The following is a 24,013-nucleotide window of genomic DNA, read 5'->3' on the forward strand; positions in this document are numbered from 1 at the left end:
GCTCCCTCGCCACAGTTCAAGGTTTCAAGTAGTCGGCCAATCCGAGATAGCAGGTCGCGAGGTGATAAGGCGTAGTCGACGGCATGTCCTTGCGGCTGACCTCGCCGTTTTCATCGCGGCACTCATGCCAGCCGCCAGCATGCAGGAACCGCTGCTGCAACGCCCGCAATTGGCGCAGCACCGCCGCTTCGCTGTCCGCGCGCAAGGTCAGCGCGCGCAGGTATTCGGCTTGCGCCCAGATCCGCTGGGTCGAATCCCTTGGCCGTCCATTGCTTTCCAGGTCGAGCATCGCTCGCACTGCGCCGCATGTTTCCAGCACGCCGTATTGCTCGGTAAAGGCAAACGCCTTGGCCAGTGCCCGATGCAGTCTCGAATCGCGTAGCAGCGGGGAGGATTGCAGCAGGAAATACCATTCGAACTGGTGCCCCGGCTCGTACCAGTTATCCACAGCGCCCAGCGGCTTCTCCATCAACACGCCATATTGCGGGTCGACAAAATGCTTGTGCATGGCTGTGCATAACTCGAGCAACGCTGTTTGCGTCGGTACGTCCTTGCGCGCGGCGAGGGTAGCGAGGAAGGCTTCGGCCAAGTGCATCAGCGGGTTTTGCAGGGGCCCGGTCTGCAGAGTGATCCAGTCGCGCTCAAGGCACGCCTCGTACAACCCGTCGCCCGTGGCAAAGCGACGGCCGATGATTTCCAGCGCAGCGTTCAGCGTCGATTCGACTAGCGGATCGGCGGACTTTGCCCAGTAATGCGCGCAAGCAAACAGGATGAAGGCGTGGGTATACAGATCCTTGCGCTGATCCAGCGGCTGGCCTTGCGCATCGATGCTGTAGAACCAGCCGCCATGCTCGGCGTCGTGAAAGTGCTGTCGCAGCGAACGGAACAGCGCCGCCGCGCGGTCTGCCGCGTTATCCACAACCCCGATCAAACTGGCGAACAGATACAGCTGTCGCGCGCAGGCCATCGCCCGGTAACGTTGCACTCGCAGCGGTTGGTGCGTGGCGTCCAGCGCCTCATAGGGCAACGCCATGTCGGCATTCCAGCCCGGCCCTTGCCACAGCGGCACGATCACGTCGAGGAAGTGCTGCTGCACTTCGCCAAACAGGGCGGTCAATTCAGGCAGGGCGGTGGAGCGGGAAGCGTGGGGCATGGGCGGACGTCGTCACGGGCAGGGGCGATTGCGCCACATGGTAGCAGAGAGCATCGGTTGGGTGACGAACCCTGTAGGAGCTGCCGCAGGCTGCGATCTTTAAAGTCAAAAGATCGCAGCCTGCGGCAGCTCCTACAGGAGATCAGGCGTTTAGCCGGCCAGCAGCCAGGCGCCGGTGATTGCTGAACCCGCACCTGCAAGGCGCACCAATGGTGCAGCAGCCTGAGGCAGGAAGCGCACCGCCGCATAACCCGCCGCATGCAGTGCTGCCGTAGCCATCACGAAACCGGCCGCATACGCCCAAGGGCTGCTCATTTCCGGCAACTCCAACCCATGCGCCACGCCATGGAACAGCGCGAACAGCGCCGTCGCCACCATCGCCATCACCAACGGCGGACGCACCGCCAGCGCTACTGCCAGGCCCAGCGCCAGCACCGACGCGGCAATGCCGCTTTCCAGCGCCGGCAATTCCAGCCCTTCAAAGCCGAGCACACCGCCCAGCAACATGGTGCCGACAAACGTGCACGGCAGCGCCCAGCGCGCGGCGCCTTGCTGCTGTGCGGCCCACAAGCCCACGGCGACCATCGCCAGCAAATGATCGAGGCCGCTGATCGGGTGGCCGATACCCGCGATCAAACCGCTGTCGCCATGGCCCGGATGTGCGAAGGCCAGCGCCGGGGTCAACAGCAGCGCTACCGCGCCAAGAATACGTGTGAGTGTCATGGATGAGCTTCCTTGTGGATAACTGGGTCAGGCGGCGGTCAGCAGGCCCTGGCGTTCGATGAAAGCGATGATCTGCTCAAGGCCCTGACCGGTTTTCTGGTTGCTGAAGACGAACGGTTTGCCGTTGCGCATGCGCTTGGTGTCGCTGTCCATCATCTCCAGCGAGGCGCCCACCAGAGGCGCGAGGTCGATCTTGTTGATTACCAGCAGATCGGATTTGCAGATGCCCGGCCCGCCCTTGCGCGGCAGCTTGTCGCCGGCGGAAACGTCGATCACATAGATGGTCAGGTCAGACAGTTCGGGGCTGAAGGTCGCCGAAAGGTTGTCGCCACCGGATTCGACCAGAATCAGGTCCAGCCCCGGAAAGCGGCGGTTCAGCTGATCGACCGCTTCGAGGTTGATCGAGGCGTCTTCGCGAATCGCGGTATGTGGGCAGCCGCCGGTTTCCACGCCGATGATCCGCTCCGGCGCGAGGGCTTCGTTGCGCACAAGAAAGTCGGCGTCTTCGCGGGTGTAGATATCGTTGGTGACCACGGCGAGGTTGTAGCGCTCGCGCAACGCCAGGCACAGGGCCAGGGTCAGTGCGGTTTTACCGGAACCGACCGGGCCGCCGATGCCGACGCGCAGAGGTTGTGTGTTCATCTGATTCTCCAAATAGAAGGCCTAAGAGCGGAAGAGGCGGCTGTACTGGCGCTCATGGGCCATGCACGCCAAGGACAGGCCAAACGCGGCGCTGCCCATGTGTTCGGGGTTGATCCGGCTGGCATCCTGCTGCGCCTGTTGCAGCAGTGGCAGCAATTCGCTGGTCAGGCGCTGGGCGGCTTGCTGGCCCAGCGGCAGGGTTTTCATCAACACGGCGAGCTGGTTTTCCAGCCAGCTCCACAGCCAGGCGGCGAGGGCGTCCGGCGGGCTGATCTGCCACGCGCGGGCAGCCAGCGCCCAGCACAGCGCCAGGTGCGGCTCGCTGCAGTGTTCGAGGAAGTCGCGGGCGGGTGCGTCGAGTTCCGGCAGACCGTTGAGCAGCTGCTGCAACGAATAGCCCATCTGGCGACTCTCCAGATGCAACTCGCGTGTTTCGCGGCTGGCGCGGTGGCTTTCGCAGAGCTGGCGCAGTTCGCACCAGTTTTCAGCGGCCGCCGCCTGGCAATGCGCCAATAGCAGCGGCGCCTCGAAGCGAGCCAGATTGAGCAACAATTGATCGCTGATCCAGCGGCGCGCCTCGTCCGGGTTGCTGACGCGACCGTTATCCACGGCCATTTCCAGACCTTGCGAATAGCTGTAGCCGCCAATCGGCAATTGCGGACTGGCCAGGCGCAGCAGCGCCCAGGCCGGATTCACAGGCGGACGCCGAACTGATGGAGTTTGGGCGCGTAGTTGAAATCTTCGTCGCCGAGCCGCGAATGATGATGGCCGCCGCCGTAAGCGCCGTGTTCCGGTTGGAACGGTGCTTCGATGGCTTCGACCTGCGCGCCCAATTGTTCGAGCATCGCTTTGAGCACGTAATCGTCGAGCAGGCGCAGCCAGCCATCGCCGACTTGCAGGGCGACGTGGCGATTGCCGAGGTGGTACGCGGCGCGGGTCAGTTCAAAAGCGTTGGCGCAGGTGACGTGCAGCAGTTGCTCGGGACGAGCACAGACGCGGACAACGCGGCCGTCCTCGGCTTGCAGGCATTCGCCGTCGTACAGCGGCGGCTGGCCGCGCTCCAAAAACAAACCGACGTCTTCGCCCTCGGCACTGAAACAGCGCAAGCGGCTTTTGCTGCGCGCCTCGAAGGTCAAGAGCAACTCGGCGGCCCAGACGGGTTGGGGGTCGATTCTGCGGTGAATCACCAGCATCGGAAAGCTTCCAGCAGTGGGCAATACTCAGGCTAGAGCAAGGGCCTTGCCAATCGGACGAGATGTAGGAAATAGCTGTCGGAACGCGGTGGATTTTTCAACAGGCGGGGAGATTGTGGAAGGTTTTGGTGCGTGAAGAATTTGTCATGCACCAATTTACGGCGGGTAAAAAAAGATCGTCCGATCGCGGCCCGAGCCTGCGGCAGCTCCTACACCATCCGATGTAGGAGCTGCCGCAGGCTGCGATCTTTTTGATCTTTATTCGGTACTGCCCAGCCCTTGCCAGTGCTTGAGGCCGATAAAGATGAAGCGCAATTGCTGGGTGATCTTCGCCTGCGGGGTGAGATGCTCCGGCAGGGCTTCGGCCGGTGGGTCGATGATGTCGGGGAGGGTGGCGAACACTGATTTGACGATCAGATCGGCCATCACACTGAGGCCGGCGAGATCCAGATGTTGCAGCTTGGGCATCAATGCCAGGTCCGTCGCCAGGTCAGCACTGATGTTTTCGCGCAGGCGACCAATCGCCTGACGTACCGGCTGCGAACCGCCATATTGTTCACGCGCGAGAAACAGGAATTGCGAACGGTTGGCGCTGACCACATCGAGAAAAATCCGCACCGACGCATCGATGATGCCGCCCATGACGAATTCGTTGTGTCGCACCAGGCGGATGGTCTCGCGGAATGTCTGACCGACCTCGCTGACCAGCACCAACCCCAATTCGTCCATGTCGGTGAAGTGGCGGTAAAAACCCGTGGGCACGATGCCGGCGGTTTTGGTCACCTCGCGCAGGCTCAGGCTGCCGAATCCTCGGCCGCTTTCCATCAGGTGGCGGGCAGCGTCCATCAGGGCGTTGCGGGTCTGTTGTTTCTGTTCGGCGCGGGGCAGCATCGCAGAGTATGTTCTTCGGCGGGACAAGCGCCGCACTCTAGCAAATCGGCTTTGTCGGCGTCGAACGGGAGGATATGCAGCGAAGGTTTTACACAGGCTGAAAAGTCAAAAGCCCAATCTGCGGATTGGGCTTTTTTGCCGGGCCATCATGGGCTCAGCTCAATTTGCTGTTGCGTTCGATCACACGGTCACCACCGCCTTCGGCGATTGCCTGACCCAGTGGGGTTTTATCGAAGCCGTCATCAGCCAGGGTCTGACCCTGTGGAGTGCGGTCGCTGCCGTCAGAAGCAAGGGTCTGGCCTTGTGGAGTGCGGTCGGAACCGTCGGATGCCAGAGTCTGGCCTTGTGGCGTGCGATCCGAGCCGTCTTGAACCAGACCTTTCTCTTCGAGGCGATTGCGACCGTTTTCTGCCAGGGTCTGGCCCTGTGGGGTGCGGTCGGAGCCGTCGGCGGCAACAGTCTGGCTGAAGACCGAGTGGCTGGCTTTGACTTGCGGAGTTGCTTGATCAGCGGCCGGCAGGGCGAAAGCGGTGCTGGCTAGCATGGACAGGGTAAGGCTGAGCAGTAATTGGCGTTTCATGATGGGTTGCTCCTTGGGAGGGCGATAAAGTGGGTACGAGGGCAATGCTACTCTCGATAAGTCGATATAAAAGTTCATAAACGCAATGGTAATAATCAACAGAATTGATTGTTCTGCGCGAAGGCTCTAGATCAAGCCTTTCCGGGCGGTGCTTTTGCACCGAGGTGGGTATTTTCGACTCACGCCCGCCTCGCAAATGTGCGGATGGCGGTAACACTGTTCGACTGACCGGTCAGATTCGCCGCGGCTTTTTGCCGGTAATCGCCGTTTCGATTAAACCTGCGGCGCGTTTGCCAGTCGTAGCAATCATGAGGGCCGTTTCGGTCCGCCGTTTCAACCGTACGCTGCAGTGTTTGCGTGCGGCCGTGATCAGGAGCTTTGTGCATGACGCGCACTGGAAAAATCTTCAGCTGGACCTTCGCCATCCTCGTGCTGCTACTCGCCGTGTTGGTGTTGATCATCGTGTTCTTCGACTGGAACCGGGTTAAACCGCAGATCAACGCCAAGGTCTCTGATGAACTGCACCGACCCTTCGCCATCAATGGCAACCTTGCGGTGATCTGGCAGCGCGAGCTGGAAGAGGGTGGCTGGCGTGCGTGGGTACCTTGGCCGCATTTGGTCGCCGAGGACTTGAGCCTGGGCAATCCGGACTGGTCGAAGGCGCCGCAGATGGTCACGCTCAAGCGGGTCGAGTTGCGTATCTCGCCGCTGGCCTTGTTGGCGCAGCGCGTGGTCATTCCGCGCATTGACCTGACCGAGCCGAATGCTGACCTGCAGCGCCTTGCCGATGGCCGCGCCAACTGGACATTCAAGTTCGATCCGAAAGATCCGAATGCCGAGCCGTCGAACTGGGTGGTCGACATTGGCGCCATCGGCTTCGACAAGGGCCACGTCACGCTCGACGACCAGACGCTGAAAACCAACCTTGATGTATTGATCGACCCGCTGGGCAAGCCGATTCCATACAGCGACATCGTCGGTGACAAAGCGGCGAAAACCGCTCAGGACAAGGGCGACGCACCGCAGGATTACGCGTTTGCGCTCAAGGTCAAAGGCCAGTATCACGCGCAGAATCTCAGCGGCCAGGGCAAAATCGGCGGCTTGCTGGCGTTGCAGGACGCGCGCAAGCCATTTCCGTTACAGGCCCAGGCGAAGATCGGCGACACGCGTATCGAACTGGCGGGCACCCTGACCGACCCGCTCAACCTTGGCGCGCTTGATCTGCGCCTGAAGCTTGCCGGCGACAGTCTGGGCAATCTCTATCCGCTGACTGGCGTGACCTTGCCAGATACTCCGCCGTATTCCACCGACGGTCACCTCATCGCCAAGTTGCATGATGCGGGCGGGGCAAAGTTCACCTACGAAAAATTCAACGGCAAGATCGGCGATAGCGACATTCATGGCGACCTGACTTACGTGGCCAGCCAGCCTCGGCCAAAACTCAGCGGCGCGCTGCTTTCCAATCAACTGCTGTTCGCCGATCTCGCGCCGTTGATTGGCGCCGATTCCAACGCCGAGCAAAAGGCCCGTGGCGGCGCGAGCAAGCAACCGACAGATAAAGTGCTGCCGGTCGAGGAGTTCAAGACCGACCGTTGGCGCGCCATGGACGCCGACGTCGAGTTCACCGGCAAGCGCATCGTCCACAGTGAGAAGCTGCCGTTCAACGATCTCTATACCCATTTGAAACTCAACGATGGCGAACTCAGTCTCGAACCGCTGCGTTTTGGCGTGGCGGGCGGCACGCTGGATGCGCAGATTCGCCTCAATGGCCGCACCGAACCGCTGGAAGGCCGGGCCAAACTGACCGCGCGACGGTTCAAACTCAAGGAACTGTTCCCGACTTTTGAGCCGATGAAGACCAGTTTCGGTGAGCTCAATGGCGATGCCGACATCAGCGGCCGCGGCAACTCGGTGGCCAAGCTGCTGGGTGGCGCCAATGGCAAGTTGAAGATGTTGATCAACGACGGTGCGATCAGTCGCGAACTGATGGAGCTGGCTGGGCTTAACGTCGGTAATTATGTGGTCGGGAAGATCTTTGGCGACAAGGAAGTGAAGATCAATTGCGCGGCGGCCGACTTCGACATCAAGACCGGCCTTGCGACCACGCAGCTATTTGTTTTCGATACCGAGAACGCGATTATCTATATCGATGGCACAGCCAACATGGCAACCGAGCAGCTCGATCTGACGGTGACCCCGGAATCCAAGGGCTGGCGTTTGATTTCGCTGCGTTCGCCGCTGTATGTACGTGGCAAATTCATCAAACCGGACGCCGGCGTCAAAGCCGTACCGTTGATGCTGCGTGGAGCGGGGATGGTTGCGCTCGGCGTGATTGCCGCGCCGGCGGCGGGGTTGCTGGCGTTGGTGGCGCCGAGTGGCGGCGAGCCGAACCAGTGCGCGCCGTTGCTTGAACAGATGAAGCAGGGCAAGGCGCCGGTGACCGTCAAACCAACCAAGTAAGCAGGGCAGATCAAAAGATCGCAGCCTTCTGCAGCTCCTACAGAATGCGTTTCCCCTGTAGGAGCTGCAGAAGGCTGCGATCTTTTGCTGTCAAGGATTACAGATCGTTGAGAATGTCAGCCATGTCATCCGCGTGCTCTTCTTCCTGCGCGAGGATGTCTTCGAAGATGCGCCGGGTGGTCGGGTCCTTGTCGCCGATGTACTGGATGATTTCGCGATAGCTGTCGATTGCGATGCGCTCGGCCACAAGATCTTCGTAGACCATTTCCTTGAGTGAGTTGCCGGCCACGTATTGCGCGTGGGACAGCTTGCTCAGCAGGTCGGGGTTGAATTCCGGCTCGCCGCCCAGTTGCACGATGCGTTCGGCAAGGCGGTCGGCGTGCTCCGCTTCCTGGTTGGCATGTTCAAGGAACTCATCGGCGGCGACGTTGGCTTTCAGGCCGTTGGCCATAAAGTAATGGCGCTTGTAACGCAAGGTGCACACCAGCTCGGTGGCCAGCGACTCGTTGAGCAAACGCAGTATTTCTTCACGGTTCGCGTTGTAACCCTCGGTGACCGCGCCGTTTTCCACGTGTTGCCGTGCGCGCTCGCGCAGGGTTTGAACATCAGACAAATGCAGGTCACTCATTTCATTCTCCTGGAGGCTAATCCGATTGACGCCACGTTCTGAAGACGCGGTCGCTACCCAGGTTGTGAGTCTTGAGCGAAGCGAAAAGTTTTATCGGTTTTAGCCCGGGCTCCCTGCAGGCGGTGCCGAAGGCCGAGTCAGGTTATGGCGCGGGAGACGGGGCTGAAGTAGTCTGCGGTTGTGTTGTCATCATCATGGAGGATGCTTGGCGAGCGATTTGCACGACTTGCATCCACTCACCGACCACAAGGATGTTTGCCCATGTCGACACGTTATCCGCTGGTGCTGGTACCGGGCATGCTCGGATTTGTCCGGCTGGTTTTCTATCCGTATTGGTACGGGATCATCAAAGCGTTGCGCCGCGATGGTGCGACAGTGCTGGCGGTGCAGGTCTCGCCGCTCAATTCCACCGAGGTGCGTGGCGAGCAGTTGCTGGCGCGGATCGAAGAGATTTTGCGCGAGACCGGCGCGCCCCGGGTCAATCTGTTCGGGCATAGCCAAGGTGCGCTGACAGCGCGGTATGCAGCGGCGAAGCGGCCAGATCTGGTCGCCTCCGTGACGTCGGTGGCCGGGCCCAATCACGGCTCGGAACTGGCCGATCACCTGGAAAAACACTATCCCGCCGACAGTGCCAAAGGGCGTCTGCTCGAAGCGCTGCTGCGCTTGCTCGGTTGGGTCATGGCGTTGCTCGACACCGGTTATCACGGGCCGAAACTGCCGGTCGATATCCATGCTTCACATCAATCGCTGACCACCGCCGGGGTGGCGCTGTTCAATCAGCGTTATCCACAAGGCTTGCCTGAGGAGTGGGGCGGGCATGGGCCGGAAGAGGTCAACGGCGTGCGTTACTATTCCTGGTCAGGGACGTTGCAACCGGGCAAGACCGATCGTGGCGGCAATCTGTTCGACGGGACCAATCGCAGTTGTCGATTGTTTGCGAAAACCTTCGTCCGCGAGCCGGGGCAGTGCGACGGCATGGTCGGTCGCTACAGCTCGCATCTGGGCACGGTGATCGGTGATGACTACCCGCTGGATCACTTCGACATCGTCAACCAGTCGCTGGGGCTGGTCGGCGAAGGGGCAGATCCGGTGCGGTTGTTTGTCGAGCATGCGGCGCGGCTGGAGGCGGTGGGGTTATAGACGCGAGCAGCAAGATCAAAAGATCGCAGCCCTCGGCAGCTCCTGCCAAGATCAGGCAACGCCGATCCGGCGGCCCAGAACGGTCGTCCAGCGCTCCGACAAAACCACGCCGGCCAACGTCAACAACCCGCCCACCAGGTGATACATCGCCAGTTGCTCCTGCAACACCAGCGCGGCAATCAGCGCGGTGATCAACGGCAGCAGATTGAAAAACAATGTCGTCCGGCTCGGTCCCAGCCGCTGCACCGCCTGCATCCACGCCAGCGGCGCGACCATCGACGCGAGCAGGCAGGCATACAGCACCAGTGGAATATTTTGCAGGGTCAAACCGGTTTTCGGCGACATCGCATACAGTGGAAACAACACCACAATTGCCACCAGCACCTGCAAATACAGCAACACCAGCGGCGGCAAGCGCAGCTGCCATTTCTTCAGCAAGGTGCTGTAAACCGCGTAGGCCAGGGTGGCAATGAGCATCATTGCGTCACCCACATTGATCCCGTGTTGCAACAGCGCGCCAAGGCTGCCGGACGAGACCACCACCAGCACGCCGGCAAACGACAACACTGCACCGACCAGAGCGCCGGCGGTCAGGCGCTGGCCGAGGCTGATGATCGCCATGGCCAGCGACATCAATGGCATCAGCGACAGGATGATGCCCATGTTGGTCGCCGTGGTCAGCGTCGCGGCGAAGTAGGCGAGGCTCTGATACACCGCCATGCCCAATACGCCGAGGATGAAAATCCGCCACAGGTTCGGGCGGATCTGCGGCCAGTGCGCGATAACATGTTTCAGCATGAACGGCGTGAACAGCAGGCCGGCGAGCAGCCAGCGGTAAAAACCGATTTCGGCGGGGAAGATCGCCCCCACCGCGAGTTTGTTGATCACCGTGTTGCCGGCCCAGATGAAGATTGCCAGCAGCGGAAAAGCGTATTGCATGGGTTTGAAACCAGGACATTGATGGAGCGCAATTATCCCTTGTCTGGATGCACGCCTATACTTCGAAACAGACAACCTGCCTCTGAAACCGGACAGCATGAACAGTAAACACATCGATCTGCTGGATTTCAGCGAACTGCCGTCGGCGGTGTATTTCCGCTATGCCGATTTCAGCGCTCATGAATTCGCTGCGCCACACCGCCATCCATGGGGCACGCTGGAATACGCCGCGCACGGCGTGTTGCATATGGAGATCAATGGCAGTCGCTTCATGTCGCCGCCGCAATACGCGGTGTGGGTGCCGCCGCAGGTCGAGCACAGCTTCTACAGCCATCAACCGGTCAACTATCGCGCGGTGTGTCTTGACCCGCAGGTGTGCGCGCAATTGCCTGCGCGCGCCTGCACCTTGGCGATCAGCGACATTCTCAAGGCAATTCTCAAAGACTTCGCCGCCCGCGACGTGAAGATCCCCGAGCTCGATGCCGACCAGCGACTCGCGCAAGTGCTGGTCGATCAACTGCAACAGGCCCCGGTCCACGAATGTTATCTGCCGTACGCCAGCAGCCCCGGCTTGCTGGCGATTCTCGAAAGCCTGCAGGCTGAGCCGGGCAACAATCAGCCGCTGGCGCATTGGGCGCTGCAAGTGCACGTGAGCGAGCGCACGCTGGCCCGACAGTTTGTCCGCGAGCTGGGCATGAGTTTTGGCGAGTGGCGTCAGCGTCTGCGCTATCTCGCCGCGATCGAAGCGCTGGAGACCACGCGCAGCGTGCAGGAGATTGCCTTCGATCTCGGCTACAGCAGTGGCTCGGCGTTTATCGCCATGTTCGCCCGGCAATCCGGATGTACGCCGGAGCAATATCGGCGGCACAGTATTTTCTGACGGCTTTTGTTGTCGTTGGTCGTCCGCAAGTTTGCTTTGGAAGCTTTCCGCAAAGTGTTTTGGATGGACGCGTGCCAGCCTTCACAGTTAAAACGCCCAGCGCATTTCACTGGAAGTGCCAGCCATCGAGACGACGTTAGTTGATGTCGCGTCGATGAACACATGAATCCCTCTTTGGCATTGAAGCCGAGGATTACTCGACAAGGATGAACAATCATGCCCGTGCGGCCACCTGTTACCAGCACGCCTCGCCCCGATGGATCGACGACCGGCACCCGTCCGGTGGACGGTCCCGACATTCGCCCCGGGGATGGCGCCACCCCGCGCCCGGATGTCGATCCGCCCCGTATCGACGTTGACCCGCCGTCCGGCACAGGCCGGCCACTAACGCCGGAAATCGATGCCGGTGCGCCCGTTATCGAACCCGGCGCGATCGTGCCCGGGTCGCAAGTGACGATCACCGATACGCAACCAAGACCCACGGCGGGCCAGGGCACCGTGACTCCTGCGCCGTCGTCAGCAGCGGGACATTCATTGCACGATTATCTGATCAAGGTGCCCCGACTCCCTGCCGCTGATGCCAACGGGTTACGCACCTTGGGCGCGCGGCACTATGTCGACGTGGTGGGAGGGGTGGTGGCGGTCAGCAGGAATCCGGATACGGGTCTCTATTACGCCCGACGGTTGCGCGAAGCGTCTGCCACCGGCCCCTTGATGATGCGCGATGCGCAGCACAAACGCTGGGTCGAACAACAACCCTACGACTGGGATGAACCCACGCTGATCAGGCATTTGGGCGAGCAAGCGCAAGGTCTCGAGAGCTTCGCACGCACCATTCTCGCGGTCAGCGGCGTCGACGCCAACGCGGTGCGCCGGATGTATGCCAACAACGAACGCATCATTCCGTTGCTGCAGGACACCGTGGCGCGGTGGCGCCTCGACCGTGAAATCGCTGATCTTTCGGATCGGCCGGATGCGCATTCGAAAGAACCAGCCGACCCGCTAGCTCTGTTCGCCGAACGCTATCGCATTGCCACGCAGGCCCGGTCGGCACAGGCGCAAGTCATCCAGACGCGGCTGGCAGGGTTGCCAGACATCGTTGCGCAAGAACTGGCGGCGATTGCCACGCCCGCGGAATTACAACAGATCCAGTCTGGAACGGTTCCTGCGCGACTGGAGACGCTGGGGCAATGGGCGCTTCAAGACATTCGTCTGAGTCGCGCCTACGAAGGTTTGTATCTGAACTCGGTCAGCTCTGCCGATACGGCCAGGCTGATGCTGCACACACTGGACAGTCACTACGTTCTGGACTTCGCCGCCTGGATCGACATCCATGACGGTCGTTACGGCGGCAAGGTGCTGATTTCACTTGGCAGCCCTGATGCGATGATCCGCCATACGCTGGTGAAGACTGCAGCCGGCACCTATCAGGCCTTCGATGGCGAAGGAAAGCCGCTCAATCATGCCGAAGATTTCTACAACGCGATCATGTACACCCTCGGCGATGATGTCCGGCACGAGTTGAGCATCCCGGATGATGCGGGCGATGTCGGCGCAGACAAGCTGAGCAAATGGGTGCGCGAGAGGCCGATCCCGCGTTACCGCTTGCTCGACGTACTGCCTGAGCTGCCCGCAATCGATCTCGCCACTTTTGATCCGACAGTAATGCGGCTTCGCGCAGCGGCGCCCGATGTCGACGGTGAGCTGGTGCGGTTGCGGGCGATTGCCGATCAGTATTCCGAATTGATGGCAGTGGCGTTTCATCCAGACGTTCCCGAATCGCAGACTTATCACTTTTTGCGCGGCGTGAAGTTGCTGCACGAACACTTTGCCGATCAATGTGTTTTATCGGTGTACAAGGCGCTGATTGATGCCAACGTTAAAAGTTACGACGACAATCAACTTGTTGTGAACAGCATCGAGGCGCTTCCCGAGTTGCAGCAATTGCTGCCCGAGCGGTTCCGTCAATTGAGCGCGGAGCTGTTTTCCACTGAAGACATGGTCAGCCTGCCGGAACATGAGAGGCTGTTGGCAGCCAACGCCCGTAATTTGCGAGAAACCGGTCGGCACGAGGACTACGCTGCTTTGCAGCTTGCCGCCAGAGAAGGACGCGCAGCTCCCGATAAACTGTCCGAGCTTTACGATGAGTTCACCGATAACCGGGTGAAGGTGCGCAAACCAACGCTGGTCTCTGCGCAAGTCATGGACAATCTGCGAATGGCGCAACGGGCGGTACACCGGGCGAAGGAGTTGATACCGCTTTCGGGAAATCAGCTGGCCAGCATCATGGACAAGGGCGGTGCCGGTATTGCCAAGATCAAAGGGTTGCGAGGATTCAGTCTGCTAGACAGTGCAGCGGCAGCGCCGCTGAGCATCGCCGAAGCCGCCAAGGGGGCAATCGCAATCAAGGCCGGAAATTGTTCGGAAAACTCCAAAGTAGTGTTTTCCATTCTGGCCAGCGAGCCGCGTGTTTCAGCGATACATATTGTGCAGGCAACCCGTCTTGGGTCTCAGAGCGCTACTCAGGATCACCAGTTTGTGTTGATCGGCGATTTGAACGGCAAGCGATCGGAATTGGTGGTCGCCGATTCCTGGCCGGAGTTCCCCGTGGCGCACCTGGCAGATAACGGCATCTTCGATTTCAAGCTGCCGCCGATCATCTCTCTCAAGCCTGACGAAATCGATGCCGACTACGCTTTTATCCGCAACGTCCCGCCTGGACCTGCGCAATTACCCGAGGTCGACGAGGCCGCGACGGTGCAGCAGATCAAACGTAATCATCTGGATCGGACGGGTTATGCAGTGTTTGTGTCGGTGTTGGAGGTGGGGTCGACCTACATGACTCATGAGGAGGTACCTGTATCGTTTGAAAAATATGCCGACCCGGTCACCGAGCGCCGGCTCAGTGCCCTGGAGCGGCTCCGATCTGCTCTGGGCCCAAACTATCAGGCGCGCCGAGTGGTCATTTCGCTTGCGGGCTAGTAAAGGCTCGGGTAATAGCGGTCTGCTGCTAAGAGGAAGGTGTAACAGCTGTTGTCTACACTTTGCAGCGAGGCCGCATCGATCGGTGCGGCGACCAGGAGAACACTCCATGAAGATGTTGCGTGTGCCGTTGATGATGATGAGTCTACTGCTGTGTTCCCAAGGTTTCGCTGCCACGGCGCAACAGAACAAGATGACCACCTGCAATGCCGATGCGACCGCCAAAAGCCTCAAGGGCGATGAGCGCAAAACCTTCATGAGCACCTGCCTCAAGGCAACCCCTGCGGCCAACGACGGCAAGGCTCTGACCCCTCAGCAGCAGAAAATGACGACCTGCAACGCCGATGCGAAGACCCAGACGCTGACTGGCGATGCGCGCAAGGCGTTCATGAGTGAGTGCCTGAAGAAAAAATAAGATCAAGAGATCGCAGCCTTCGACAGCTCCTGCATAAGACCGCGATCCTGTAGGAGCTGCCGCAGGCTGCGATCTTTCGGCCCGACGCCGACCCGGGGTCTGCGCTCGCTTCGGCGCCGGATCGCTGGCAGACTGCCCATCCTTTTACGCCGTTCGTTTTGAGGCTGTATGCCAACGTTTTCTGAGCGTCATGTTGTGTTCTGGGTCAGTTGCATCATCATTTTCGGCGGATTGCTCCTGGTGCTGCCGCTGCGCTTGCTTCCGAGCCTGCTGGCCGGGTTGTTGGTGTTCGAGCTGGTCAACATGCTCACCCCGCAACTGCAACGGCTGATCGAGGGCCGTCGCGCGCGGTGGCTGGCGGTGGCGTTGCTGGGCACGCTGGTAGTCAGTGTGCTGGCGTTGCTTTTCGCCGGTGCCATCAGCTTTCTCCTGCATGAAGCGGAAAATCCCGGGGCTTCGCTCGATAAATTCATGGGCGTGGTCGATCGCGCGCGCGGGCAACTGCCGCCGTTCATCGATGCTTATTTACCGGCCAGTGCGGCGGAATTTCGCGTGGCAATCGGCGAGTGGATGAGCAAACACTTGTCGGACCTGCAACTGGTCGGCAAGGACGCAGCGCACATGTTCGTGACGCTGCTGATCGGCATGGTGCTCGGCGCGATCATCGCCTTGCAGCGCATTCCTGACGTCACCAAGCGCAAGCCGTTGGCCGCAGCGTTGTTCGACCGCTTGCATCTGCTGGTGCAGGCGTTCCGTAACATCGTGTTCGCGCAAATCAAGATTTCGCTGCTCAATACCTTCTTCACCGGGATCTTCCTCGCGGTGATCCTGCCGATGTTCGGCATCAAGCTGCCGCTGACCAAAACCCTGATCGTGCTGACCTTCCTGCTCGGCCTGCTGCCAGTGATCGGCAACCTGATGTCGAACACGCTGATCACCATCGTAGGTTTGTCGCTCTCGATCTGGGTGGCGATCGCGGCGCTCGGTTACCTGATCTTCATCCACAAGCTCGAATACTTCCTCAACGCGCGGATTGTTGGCGGGCAGATCAGTGCCAAGTCGTGGGAGTTGCTGTTGGCGATGCTGGTGTTCGAAGCCGCGTTCGGCCTGCCGGGGGTGGTGGCGGGGCCGATTTATTACGCGTATCTGAAGAGCGAGTTGAAGCTGGGCGGGATGGTTTAGAAGCAGCTTCGAGCTGCAAGCTTCAAGCTGCAAGTAAAAAGCAGAAGCAAGAGCCGCAGTGGCTTTCGCTTTTGCTCTTACTTGCAGCTTGCAGCTTAAAACTTGCAGCTGCTAATAAACGCCATAGCGCTTCATCGCTTCAATCGCCAAACCGCTACCAATGCTGCCAAAGATATTGCCTTCGACATGCCGCGCCTTCGGCAGCATCGCCGAGACGCTGTTGCGCAGCGCCGGGATCCCGCTCGAGCCGCCGGTGAAAAACACTGTATCGACCTGATCCACTGCCACGCCGGCATCGTTCAACAACTGCGTGACGCTGCCGCGTACCCGTTCCAGCAGTGCATCGATGGCCGATTCAAACAGCGCACGGGTCAGTTCCACGCTCAGCCCGGCCTCGATGCGATCGAGCGGCACATGGCGGCTGTCGGTATGGGTCAGCTGAATCTTGGTTTCTTCGACTTCCATCGCCAGCCAGTGCCCGGCGCGTTGTTCGATCAATTTGAACAGGCGATCGATACCGCCGGTGTCCTCGATGTCGTAACGCATACTGGCCAGCGCCAGGCTGGTTTTCTGCGAGTACACCGAGTTGATGGTGTGCCAGGTCGCCAGATTCATGTGGTGACTGGTCGGCATGTACGCGCCGCTTTTCATGCGGCTGCCGTAACCGAACAGCGGCATCAGGCCTTGCAGGCTGAGCTGTTTGTCGAAGTCAGTCCCGCCGATGTGCACGCCGCCGGTGGCGAGGATATCGTCGTGACGGTTATCGAAGCCGCGCCGCTCAGGCGACAGGCGCACCAGCGAGAAGTCCGAAGTACCACCGCCAATGTCGACGATCAGCACCAGCTCTTCTTTCTCGATTGTCGACTCATAGTCGAATGCCGCCGCGATCGGTTCGTACTGGAAAGACACCTCTTTGAAGCCGATCTTGCGCGCGACCTCGACCAGAGTGTCTTCAGCTTCCTGGTCCGCCAACGGATCGTCATCGACGAAAAACACCGGGCGCCCGAGTACCACTTGCTCGAATTCCCGACCAGCGGCGGTTTCGGCGCGGCTTTTCAATTGGCCGATGAACAAGCCGAGCAGATCCTTGAACGGCATCGCCGTGCCAAGAACGCTGGTGTCGTGCTTGATCAGCTTGGAACCGAGCAGGCTTTTCAGCGAGCGCATCAGCCGGCCTTCGTAGCCTTCCAGATACTCGTGCAGCGCCAGACGTCCGTACACCGGGCGACGTTCCTCGATGTTGAAGAAGACCACCGACGGCAGGGTGATCTTGTCGTCTTCCAGCGCGATCATGGTGTCCATGCCGGGGCGCAGCCAGCCGACGGTGGAGTTGGACGTGCCGAAGTCGATGCCGCAGGCACGGGCTGGAGAGGCGTCTTTCATGTCTTTCGGTTCCGGTCAAAAAAACGGCCGCGCAGTGTATGTCAGTGCGCGCCAGATTCGAAGGCCGGTCATCTGCTATTTCACGGCTAAACTGCCTTGAAACCTCAAGCTTTGCCCCAAACTTGCTGGCATGGGCCGGCAGAACCACCGGCGGTCGCAAGAACCGCCGTCCACTGCCGATAAACTTCTGCAGCGCCACCCGGTCACAACCTTGAGATCGGTCAACCCGGCACGCGCGAATCAGCGCATGCTGGCATCGGCGCGAAATCGATAACGGATGGTGATTCCTTCGATGGACTTCAAAGACTATTACAAGATACTCGGCGTGGAGCCGACAGCGGACGACAAGGCAATCAAGGCTGCCTATCGCAAGCTGGCGCGCAAATACCACCCCGATGTCAGCAAGGAAAAAGACGCCGAGGCCAAATTCAAAGATGCTTCGGAAGCCTATGAAGCGCTGAAAAGCGCCGACAAACGCGCCGAGTACGACGACTTGCGTCGTTATGGCCAGCACGGTCAGCCGTTCCAGGGCCCACCGGGCTGGCAGAGCCGTGGCGGCTTTGGCGGCGGCGGTGGCGACACTGGCGACTTCTCGGACTTTTTCAGTTCGATCTTCGGCAATCGCGGCCCCGGTTTCGGTGGCGCGGAAGGCCGGCAATCACGCGGACGTCGAGGGCAAGACGTGGAAATGGAACTACCGGTCTTCCTCGAAGAAACGCTGGCGAACGAGTCGAAAAAGGTCACCTTCCAGGTGCCGCAATACAACGCCAACGGCCAGCATGTCAGCAACACCAGCAAGAGCCTGAACGTGAAGATTCCGGCCGGTGTGGCCGACGGCGAGCGCATTCGCCTCAAAGGCCAGGGCGCGCCGGGTGTCGGTGGCGGCGCGAATGGCGATCTGTACCTGACCATTCGTTTCGCGCCGCACCCGAAATTCGATGTAGAGGGCGAAAACCTGATCATCACCTTGCCTCTGGCCCCGTGGGAATTGGCGCTGGGTGCTGAAGTGGCGGTGCCGACCCTGACCGGCAAGATCAATCTCAAGGTGCCTGCCGGTAGCCAGAACGGCCAGCGCATGCGCGCCAAAGGCCACGGCCTGAAGAACAAGGCCGGTGAGCGCGGGTATCTGTTTGTGCAGCTCAAAGCGGTGATGCCGAAAGCGTCCGACGATGAGGTCAAGGCGCTGTGGCAGGAACTGGCGAAGAAGGCCGCCTTCAACCCGCGCGAAAACTTCTGAATCTGACGACGGAGTAGCCGATCATGAGCAGCCCCCTGATCGTTCAACTGGACCTGGCAGAATTCTGTGAGGCGGCCGATTTGTCGGACGTCTACGTGATCGAAATCGTCGAGCACGGCATCCTCGAACCTCAGGGCGCGCAGCCCCGGGAATGGCGCTTCACCGATTACGAACTGGCCCTGGCCAAACGCGCCGCCAAGCTGCGGCGCGATCTTGAGCTGGAGTGGGAAGGCGTCGCCCTGGCGCTTGACCTGCTCGAAGAAGTTCAAGCGTTGCGCGCGGAAAACCGCATGCTTCGCCAGCGTCTGGGTCGCCTGCTGGACTGATTGCGCCGAGACACAATGGCCGAAGTTGCGGGCGGTACATAGTTGTTTTCGGCAACGTGATAATCGCCCGATCAACGCCGGTTTTCTGCGCTTTTACAGCGGGATTTTGGTTTTTTGTTTGTTGCCCGAATCAGTAGCCTTAAGGCTGGTTTGCTGACAAGGAGTGACAGACCTCATGGCTTTGATTTCCACATTAACGTCGACCCCCAAAGGGGTTCACTACGAGCGGATCAAAACGTTGATCCCCGACGCCATCAAAGACGCGCCGCCGCAGCGGCTCAAGTCTCTGAAAGATTCGCTGACCATCCCCTACACGTTCCAGACATTGCCCGCGACGGATCATCGGCAACTCAAGGCATCGATTCGCGAGCATTGGCAGTTGCAGCAAACGCTGGATACAACGCTCAACGCGCTGCAACAGGACATCGAGGCATTCGCCCGGCCAGTGTTGGTCCAGGCGCTGAAAGACCGCTTTGCCGTGGATCTGGATGTCGACGCCGCAGTGCTCACCCTGTATGCGCCCGAAACGCTCATATTCGGCATTGATCGCAACGCATCCCGCGTCCGCCATGCGACATTGCTAGCGGCAGCCTTGCATAACTTCGAAGAAGCGGAGACCCGTGAAAACGCCTTCCGCAGCGGCTCCGGGATTTTCACCACGGATTTGAACGGCACCCCCCGCCGGCATGCAATCACCGTCGAGCAGTTCACCGCACTGTGCCGCTCGCTGGATCTCGGCGCGCAATACCAGACGCATCTCAAAGCGCTGCTCACACCTGCCGATCCCGCTCAAGGCAAAGCCCTGCAGTCACAGTCGGTCGCTGTCGAGAAGTCCGGCCTGCAAGTGGCGGCGCTGATTGCCCGGGCTACCGCCGACATCAGCCAGCACGGCCAATCGGTCATCAACAGCCTGCTCAATGGCGAAAAAAACGTCAGGTTGCACGGCCTGCCAGTGGCAGCGCATCGCTTGAGGTTATTCGGTCTGAAGCTGTCGGGGATTGTGCTGTTCAGTGCAGTTGCGCAGAAGACCCTGATCCAGCGGTTGCTCGCCACGTTTCTCCCCAAAGAGCTTCAATTCCTGCATGAGTGGTCGCGGCGCATCCCTGGCATGAACGACAGCCTCTACGAGAAATACAAACTGGTCAGCGATGTCTTCGCCAATGGCCCGAGCGCTGTCACCGAAGAACAATCGCGGCGCAATGATTTCTACGACCAAAGCCGTTTGGTGGGGCCGGTGATCGTATACATCCCGGACGATCCGCAGCATCCGCTCAAGGAATATGCCTCGCTGACCGCCTTTATGAAAGTGTTGATCAGCCAGCTTCGGGAGACGTCCTACCAACAGTTTTTCAGCCGCTTCGTCGCACAAAAAGACCGGCCGCTGTTCTTTCGACGCGTCAATGAACGCTTGCGGGAAATTACCTGGCAGCAGCGCGAGCCGTTGAGCATGGGGCCGTGGTGGCGGGAAACCGCAGTGGAAAACCCCAACGCGGAACCTGTCACCGTGCCGATCAGCGGCAACGTGTGGGAACAGCTCTATCGGCAAAAACGTGACAAGGCGATCAGCGACGCGCGTTTGATCGCAGTGCCCACCGGCGACGAAGATGCCAAAGCGCGCTGGAAGCGTCTGGTCAGTTATCTGGACATCGGCTGGAACATCTTCAACTTCGCGGTAATGCTGGTGCCTGGCATGGGTGAGGTGATGCTCGGCGTCATGGTGGCGCAGTTGGTGGCGGATGCCCTTGAGGGCATTGAGGACTGGAGCAAAGGCGACAGGGATGAGGCGTCGGCGCACTTCAACAGCGTCATTCTCAACTTCGCCCAACTGGCATTGATGAGTGTAGGGCATGTGCTGCCCAAGGGCGCGGTGCCGGTCAAGCCGTCGCCGTTTGTCGACGGTTTGCAACCGGTCACGATGGCGGATGGCGCGACCAAATTGTGGAACCCCGATCTCGCCCCCTACGAGCACGACGTTTCATTGTCCACAGGCTCGAAACCTGACGCCCTCGGCCTGCATCAGCATGGCGGCAAGCAAGTATTGCGCGTGGAAGACAAGCACTATGTCGTTGAACAGAATGCACAAAATGGTCGTCATCAGATTCAGCATCCCACCCGGGCCGGAGCCTATGCGCCGACCGTCGAACACAACGGCGCCGGCGCCTGGAAAACCGAACTTGACCGGCCGATGGGGTGGGACAAGACGCGACTGATGCGGCGCCTCAATCCACAGTCAGCAGCGCTCAGTGATACCTGCATCGAGCAGGTCATGACCGTCAGTGGCGTCGATGAAAACGCTTTGCGCCGGCTGCACGTCGAACATGAAATGCCGCCGCCGATGTTGCTCGACACCCTCAAGCGCTTCGAAATTCATGCCCGCATCGGACAGCTGGAGCAACAGATTCTGGACGGTGCAATTGACGAGGGATTGGCCGGGTATTTGCCCTCACTGATGACCGAGCTGCCACGCTGGCCGGAGTCTCGGGCAATCGAACTGGCCGATCCGCTGCCCGGCGGGCGGCAGTCGGTCAAATACGGTTTTGCCGAGGCCACGCCTGAACACACGCTGACCGTGACCCCGAATCAGCTGCAAAGCGGCAAGCTGGAAAGCCTGTTGCTCGATGCGCTGGATGACAAGGAAATCGAGGAGCTGCTGGGCAAGTCAATGTCCAGCGACAAGAACATCCGTCATGCAGCGTTGCGTGACGCGCTGGCGAAACAGGCGCGCAAGAGCCGGAAAAAGCTGTTCGAATCGCAATACACAGGTGTGCAAAGGCATGCCGATGCGCGGGTGGGCAGGCTGCAAAGTGACTTCCCCGACCTGCCGACCGGTGTCATCGAAGACCTGCTGAAGAACGCCGACCCTGAGGATTTGCGTTTCCTCAAGGAAAAGGACCGGTTGCCCTTGCGCCTGCGCGAGCAGGTCAAAGCGGCCCGCCGACGAGTGCGGGTCAGCCGTGCGTACGAAGGCCTTTATCTTGAACAAATGGAAAATGCCGACACCCGCCGTCTGGCATTGTCATCGTGCAGCGAGTTGCCAGGCTGGTCATCCTCGGTGCGGATCGAAATCCGTGAGTTGGGTTTCAATGGCGACTTGAACGCGAGCATCGGTGCGCAGGATGCGCCGATTCGCAAGGTCCTGGTGCTCGACGAAGACGGTCGCTACAACGCCCGGGATGCACAGGGCCTGCATTTGCACGGTGCGGATGATTTTTACAACTCGCTGCTGCGGGCCTTGCCTGATGCCCAGCGCCAGGCGTTGGGGTACGACATTTTCGAAGGCGAGCGTTTACGCCGCGCGATTTTGCACAAGCCCATGGCCCGCGAGTCGTTCGCGCCAGTGTTGCTGGATTACCCGCTGCGCAAACCCGCCTACGATCCCTACGCAATGAAGCTGCGCGGCGGCATGCAAGGCTATATTCAACCGTCGACGCACTCGAGTGAGCTGAAGCTGCGTGTGCAATGGCTTTACCCCACCATCGACGATGCTCAGATCGAGACGTTGCTCGACGGGTTCGGCGCGCCGAATGCAGCCACGCGGGTGCAGGAACTGGAGCAGGAGTTCGAGCACCTCGACCGCTCGCTGCGCAACTGGCTCAACCAGCCGACTCGCGCGCTGAGCTTCAGCCCGGAAGGCGCTGCCGAACTGGCCAACCGCAACAAGGTTTACGAGGCCATTCGACAATGCTGGCGTCGTACCGGCCCGGAAGGCATCGACGTGCCTGGTATCACCCGGCCGCAGGCGTTGGTCCTGGATAACCTGCCCATGGCCGAGCTGTTGCCCGGCATGCCACCGCTGGTGGCCAACTTCGACCACGTGACGATGCTGAGTCTGGGCAACTGCGGTCTGCGCCTCGATCAGCAATATTTTCTCACGGCGTTTTCAAACCTGCGGCGCTTGAGCCTGTTCGGTAACCGCTTGAGCGCATTTCCACCGCTGATCAGCGACATGAAACATCTCGCAGAATTGCTGCTGTACGACAACCAGATCGTGCTGGATGACGCAGCGGTTGCGCGTCTGCGCACCATGAAGCACCTGCGCGGCTTGAAGATGGATCGCAACCCCCTGGGCCAGGTGCCGGACGTCAGCCAGATGCCTGATTTGCTGATCCTTACGCTCAACGATGCCGGGATCGATCGCTGGCCGGTGGGCACGTTTGCCACTTCGCGCCCGCGCAATTTTTACCTGGACCTGCGCAACAACCGTATCCGGCAACTTCCCACCGTAGCGCCGGGTACCGCGAGCGCCGAAGTGATTGCCCGCACCAACATCAGTCGCACGCCGCCGTGGCTGTCCTCGGCGAATCTGGAACGGTTGCAGCAATACATCGAGTCGGTCGGGCTCGATCCTGAACGCAGTTATCCACCCCAGGGCATGGCCGACAATGTGGTCTGGGCGGAGGGTCTGGACCAGGCTGAGTGGAATGCGCGCCAATCGATCTGGAATGCTGTGGAGGACGAATTCAATTCCGAAGGCTTCTTCAATGAAATAAGAAAACTCACCGAATCCGCTGACTTCAGGTCGAACGTGCCGGCGTATCGAGTGGACCTGACCGCCAAGGTCTGGCGCATGCTCAGTGCGATGGAAGAGAACAGTGCGCTACGTGAGGAAATCTTTGCCGAAGCGCAGGTGCCGACGTCCTGTGGCGATGCCGGCGCGCAGTTTTTCAATGCGATGGGGGTGAAAGTTCTGCTTCACGAGGTACGTTCTCTGGCACGACTGGATCTGGTCGAGGCGGAGCTGGCAGCCTTGGCGCGCGGCAAGTCGCGGCTCGATGAACTCGGCAACATTGCGCGTCGGCGCGTCGCCGAGCGACTGGCGGCGGGGGAGACGTTTCGTCGCGTGGTGGATGGGAGGGTTGTCGGCACTATTGATGAAGTCGAGGTGCATCTGGCCTACATGACCGATCTTGCCGAACGGCTGGATCTGCCTTGGCAGTCGCGGGGCATGCTGTTCAGGAAACTGGCCGGTGTCACCGAACAAATGATCGAAGAGGCGTATCAGCGGGTGATCGCTCTGGAGGAGGGCGAGTTGCTGGCGCCGTTGCTGCTGGAGCAGCCATTCTGGCGAACCTTTGTGGAGAAAACCTACAGCGATGAACTGGGCGTGCTGCTCGAAGGCCTTGCTGGCGCGGACGATGTCACGCAGTTCGAGGCGTACCGCAAACGTCTGCAAGAGCTGACTCAACAGGCCATCGACCGGGCGAAACTGCAACGGGTCGATTTGCCGTTTGAAGTTGAGACTGATGCCACGACCTGACT

General features: G+C 60.1%; 19 protein-coding genes. 9 read left to right on the forward strand and 10 right to left on the reverse strand.

Annotation, left to right across the window (positions count from 1 at the left end):
* Positions 1–16: 16 nt before the first annotated feature.
* From EL257_RS02760 to EL257_RS02790, 7 genes are all read right to left on the reverse strand, one after another.
* Complete coding sequence (locus EL257_RS02760; RefSeq protein WP_126359614.1) at positions 17–1,153, reverse strand: AGE family epimerase/isomerase; 1,137 nt, start codon at positions 1,151–1,153, stop codon at positions 17–19.
* 150 nt (positions 1,154–1,303) lie between these two features.
* Complete coding sequence (locus EL257_RS02765; RefSeq protein ID WP_126359616.1) at positions 1,304–1,876, reverse strand: HupE/UreJ family protein; 573 nt, start codon at positions 1,874–1,876, stop codon at positions 1,304–1,306.
* Between the two features lie 27 nt (positions 1,877–1,903).
* Complete coding sequence (gene ureG, locus EL257_RS02770) at positions 1,904–2,518, reverse strand: urease accessory protein UreG (protein ID WP_007915910.1); 615 nt, start codon at positions 2,516–2,518, stop codon at positions 1,904–1,906.
* A 21-nt stretch (positions 2,519–2,539) separates the two neighbouring features.
* Positions 2,540–3,214 carry an urease accessory protein UreF gene (locus EL257_RS02775; RefSeq protein ID WP_126359618.1) on the reverse strand — a complete coding sequence of 225 codons (675 nt, stop codon included), beginning with the start codon at positions 3,212–3,214 and terminating at the stop codon, positions 2,540–2,542.
* Positions 3,211–3,711 (reverse strand): urease accessory protein UreE, encoded by a 501-nt coding sequence (ureE, locus tag EL257_RS02780; protein WP_126359620.1) that lies wholly within the window; start codon positions 3,709–3,711, stop codon positions 3,211–3,213. Before ureE ends, EL257_RS02775 begins: the two co-directional genes overlap by 4 nt.
* Before the next feature lie 258 nt (positions 3,712–3,969).
* A complete protein-coding gene (locus EL257_RS02785) occupies positions 3,970–4,602 on the reverse strand; it encodes a TetR family transcriptional regulator (RefSeq protein WP_126359622.1) in 633 nt (210 codons plus the stop codon).
* Positions 4,603–4,756: 154 nt separating this feature from the next.
* A complete protein-coding gene (locus EL257_RS02790; RefSeq protein ID WP_126359624.1) occupies positions 4,757–5,182 on the reverse strand; it encodes a hypothetical protein in 426 nt (141 codons plus the stop codon).
* A 384-nt stretch (positions 5,183–5,566) separates the two neighbouring features.
* Between EL257_RS02790 and EL257_RS02795 the strand changes: the two genes are divergently transcribed.
* On the forward strand, positions 5,567–7,642 hold the full coding sequence (locus tag EL257_RS02795; RefSeq protein WP_126359626.1) for an AsmA family protein: 2,076 nt from the start codon (positions 5,567–5,569) through the stop codon (positions 7,640–7,642).
* 97 nt (positions 7,643–7,739) lie between these two features.
* Here the strand turns inward: EL257_RS02795 and EL257_RS02800 are convergent, their stop codons facing one another.
* A complete protein-coding gene (locus EL257_RS02800; protein WP_039756965.1) occupies positions 7,740–8,270 on the reverse strand; it encodes a ferritin-like domain-containing protein in 531 nt (176 codons plus the stop codon).
* Between the two features lie 261 nt (positions 8,271–8,531).
* Between EL257_RS02800 and EL257_RS02805 the strand changes: the two genes are divergently transcribed.
* On the forward strand, positions 8,532–9,410 hold the full coding sequence (locus tag EL257_RS02805) for an esterase/lipase family protein (RefSeq protein ID WP_126359628.1): 879 nt from the start codon (positions 8,532–8,534) through the stop codon (positions 9,408–9,410).
* Between the two features lie 51 nt (positions 9,411–9,461).
* Here EL257_RS02805 and EL257_RS02810 read toward each other — a convergent pair whose 3' ends face one another.
* On the reverse strand, positions 9,462–10,349 hold the full coding sequence (locus EL257_RS02810) for a DMT family transporter (RefSeq protein ID WP_126359630.1): 888 nt from the start codon (positions 10,347–10,349) through the stop codon (positions 9,462–9,464).
* 97 nt (positions 10,350–10,446) lie between these two features.
* Here EL257_RS02810 and EL257_RS02815 point away from each other — a divergent pair, with 97 nt between their 5' ends.
* The 4 genes from EL257_RS02815 (at position 10,447) to EL257_RS02830 (ending at position 15,808) form a co-directional block, all read left to right on the forward strand.
* Positions 10,447–11,229, forward strand: a complete 783-nt coding sequence (locus EL257_RS02815; protein WP_126359632.1) for an AraC family transcriptional regulator — start codon at positions 10,447–10,449, stop codon at positions 11,227–11,229.
* Between the two features lie 216 nt (positions 11,230–11,445).
* Positions 11,446–14,211, forward strand: a complete 2,766-nt coding sequence (locus tag EL257_RS02820; RefSeq protein WP_126359634.1) for a DUF6543 domain-containing protein — start codon at positions 11,446–11,448, stop codon at positions 14,209–14,211.
* A 109-nt stretch (positions 14,212–14,320) separates the two neighbouring features.
* Positions 14,321–14,626 (forward strand): PsiF family protein, encoded by a 306-nt coding sequence (locus EL257_RS02825; RefSeq protein ID WP_126359636.1) that lies wholly within the window; start codon positions 14,321–14,323, stop codon positions 14,624–14,626.
* Between the two features lie 168 nt (positions 14,627–14,794).
* Positions 14,795–15,808 (forward strand): AI-2E family transporter, encoded by a 1,014-nt coding sequence (locus tag EL257_RS02830; RefSeq protein WP_122599276.1) that lies wholly within the window; start codon positions 14,795–14,797, stop codon positions 15,806–15,808.
* Between the two features lie 111 nt (positions 15,809–15,919).
* On the opposite strand, the gene EL257_RS02835 is transcribed toward EL257_RS02830, so the two are convergent.
* Complete coding sequence (locus EL257_RS02835; RefSeq protein WP_126359638.1) at positions 15,920–17,191, reverse strand: Hsp70 family protein; 1,272 nt, start codon at positions 17,189–17,191, stop codon at positions 15,920–15,922.
* A gap of 292 nt (positions 17,192–17,483) precedes the next feature.
* Between EL257_RS02835 and EL257_RS02840 the strand changes: the two genes are divergently transcribed.
* The 3 genes from EL257_RS02840 to EL257_RS02850 all read left to right on the forward strand — a co-directional run bounded on the left by EL257_RS02840 (position 17,484) and on the right by EL257_RS02850 (position 24,011).
* A complete protein-coding gene (locus tag EL257_RS02840) occupies positions 17,484–18,428 on the forward strand; it encodes a DnaJ C-terminal domain-containing protein (protein ID WP_126359640.1) in 945 nt (314 codons plus the stop codon).
* 23 nt (positions 18,429–18,451) lie between these two features.
* The gene (locus EL257_RS02845) at positions 18,452–18,754 is read left to right on the forward strand and encodes a chaperone modulator CbpM (RefSeq protein ID WP_126359642.1); all 303 of its coding nucleotides are present in this window, start codon (positions 18,452–18,454) and stop codon (positions 18,752–18,754) included.
* A gap of 175 nt (positions 18,755–18,929) precedes the next feature.
* Positions 18,930–24,011: an NEL-type E3 ubiquitin ligase domain-containing protein gene (locus tag EL257_RS02850; RefSeq protein WP_126359644.1), complete on the forward strand. Its 5,082-nt coding sequence runs from the start codon at positions 18,930–18,932 to the stop codon at positions 24,009–24,011.
* Positions 24,012–24,013 lie beyond the last annotated feature (2 nt).

Source organism: Pseudomonas fluorescens (genome assembly GCF_900636825.1).
Taxonomy (GTDB): domain Bacteria; phylum Pseudomonadota; class Gammaproteobacteria; order Pseudomonadales; family Pseudomonadaceae; genus Aquipseudomonas; species Aquipseudomonas fluorescens_BG.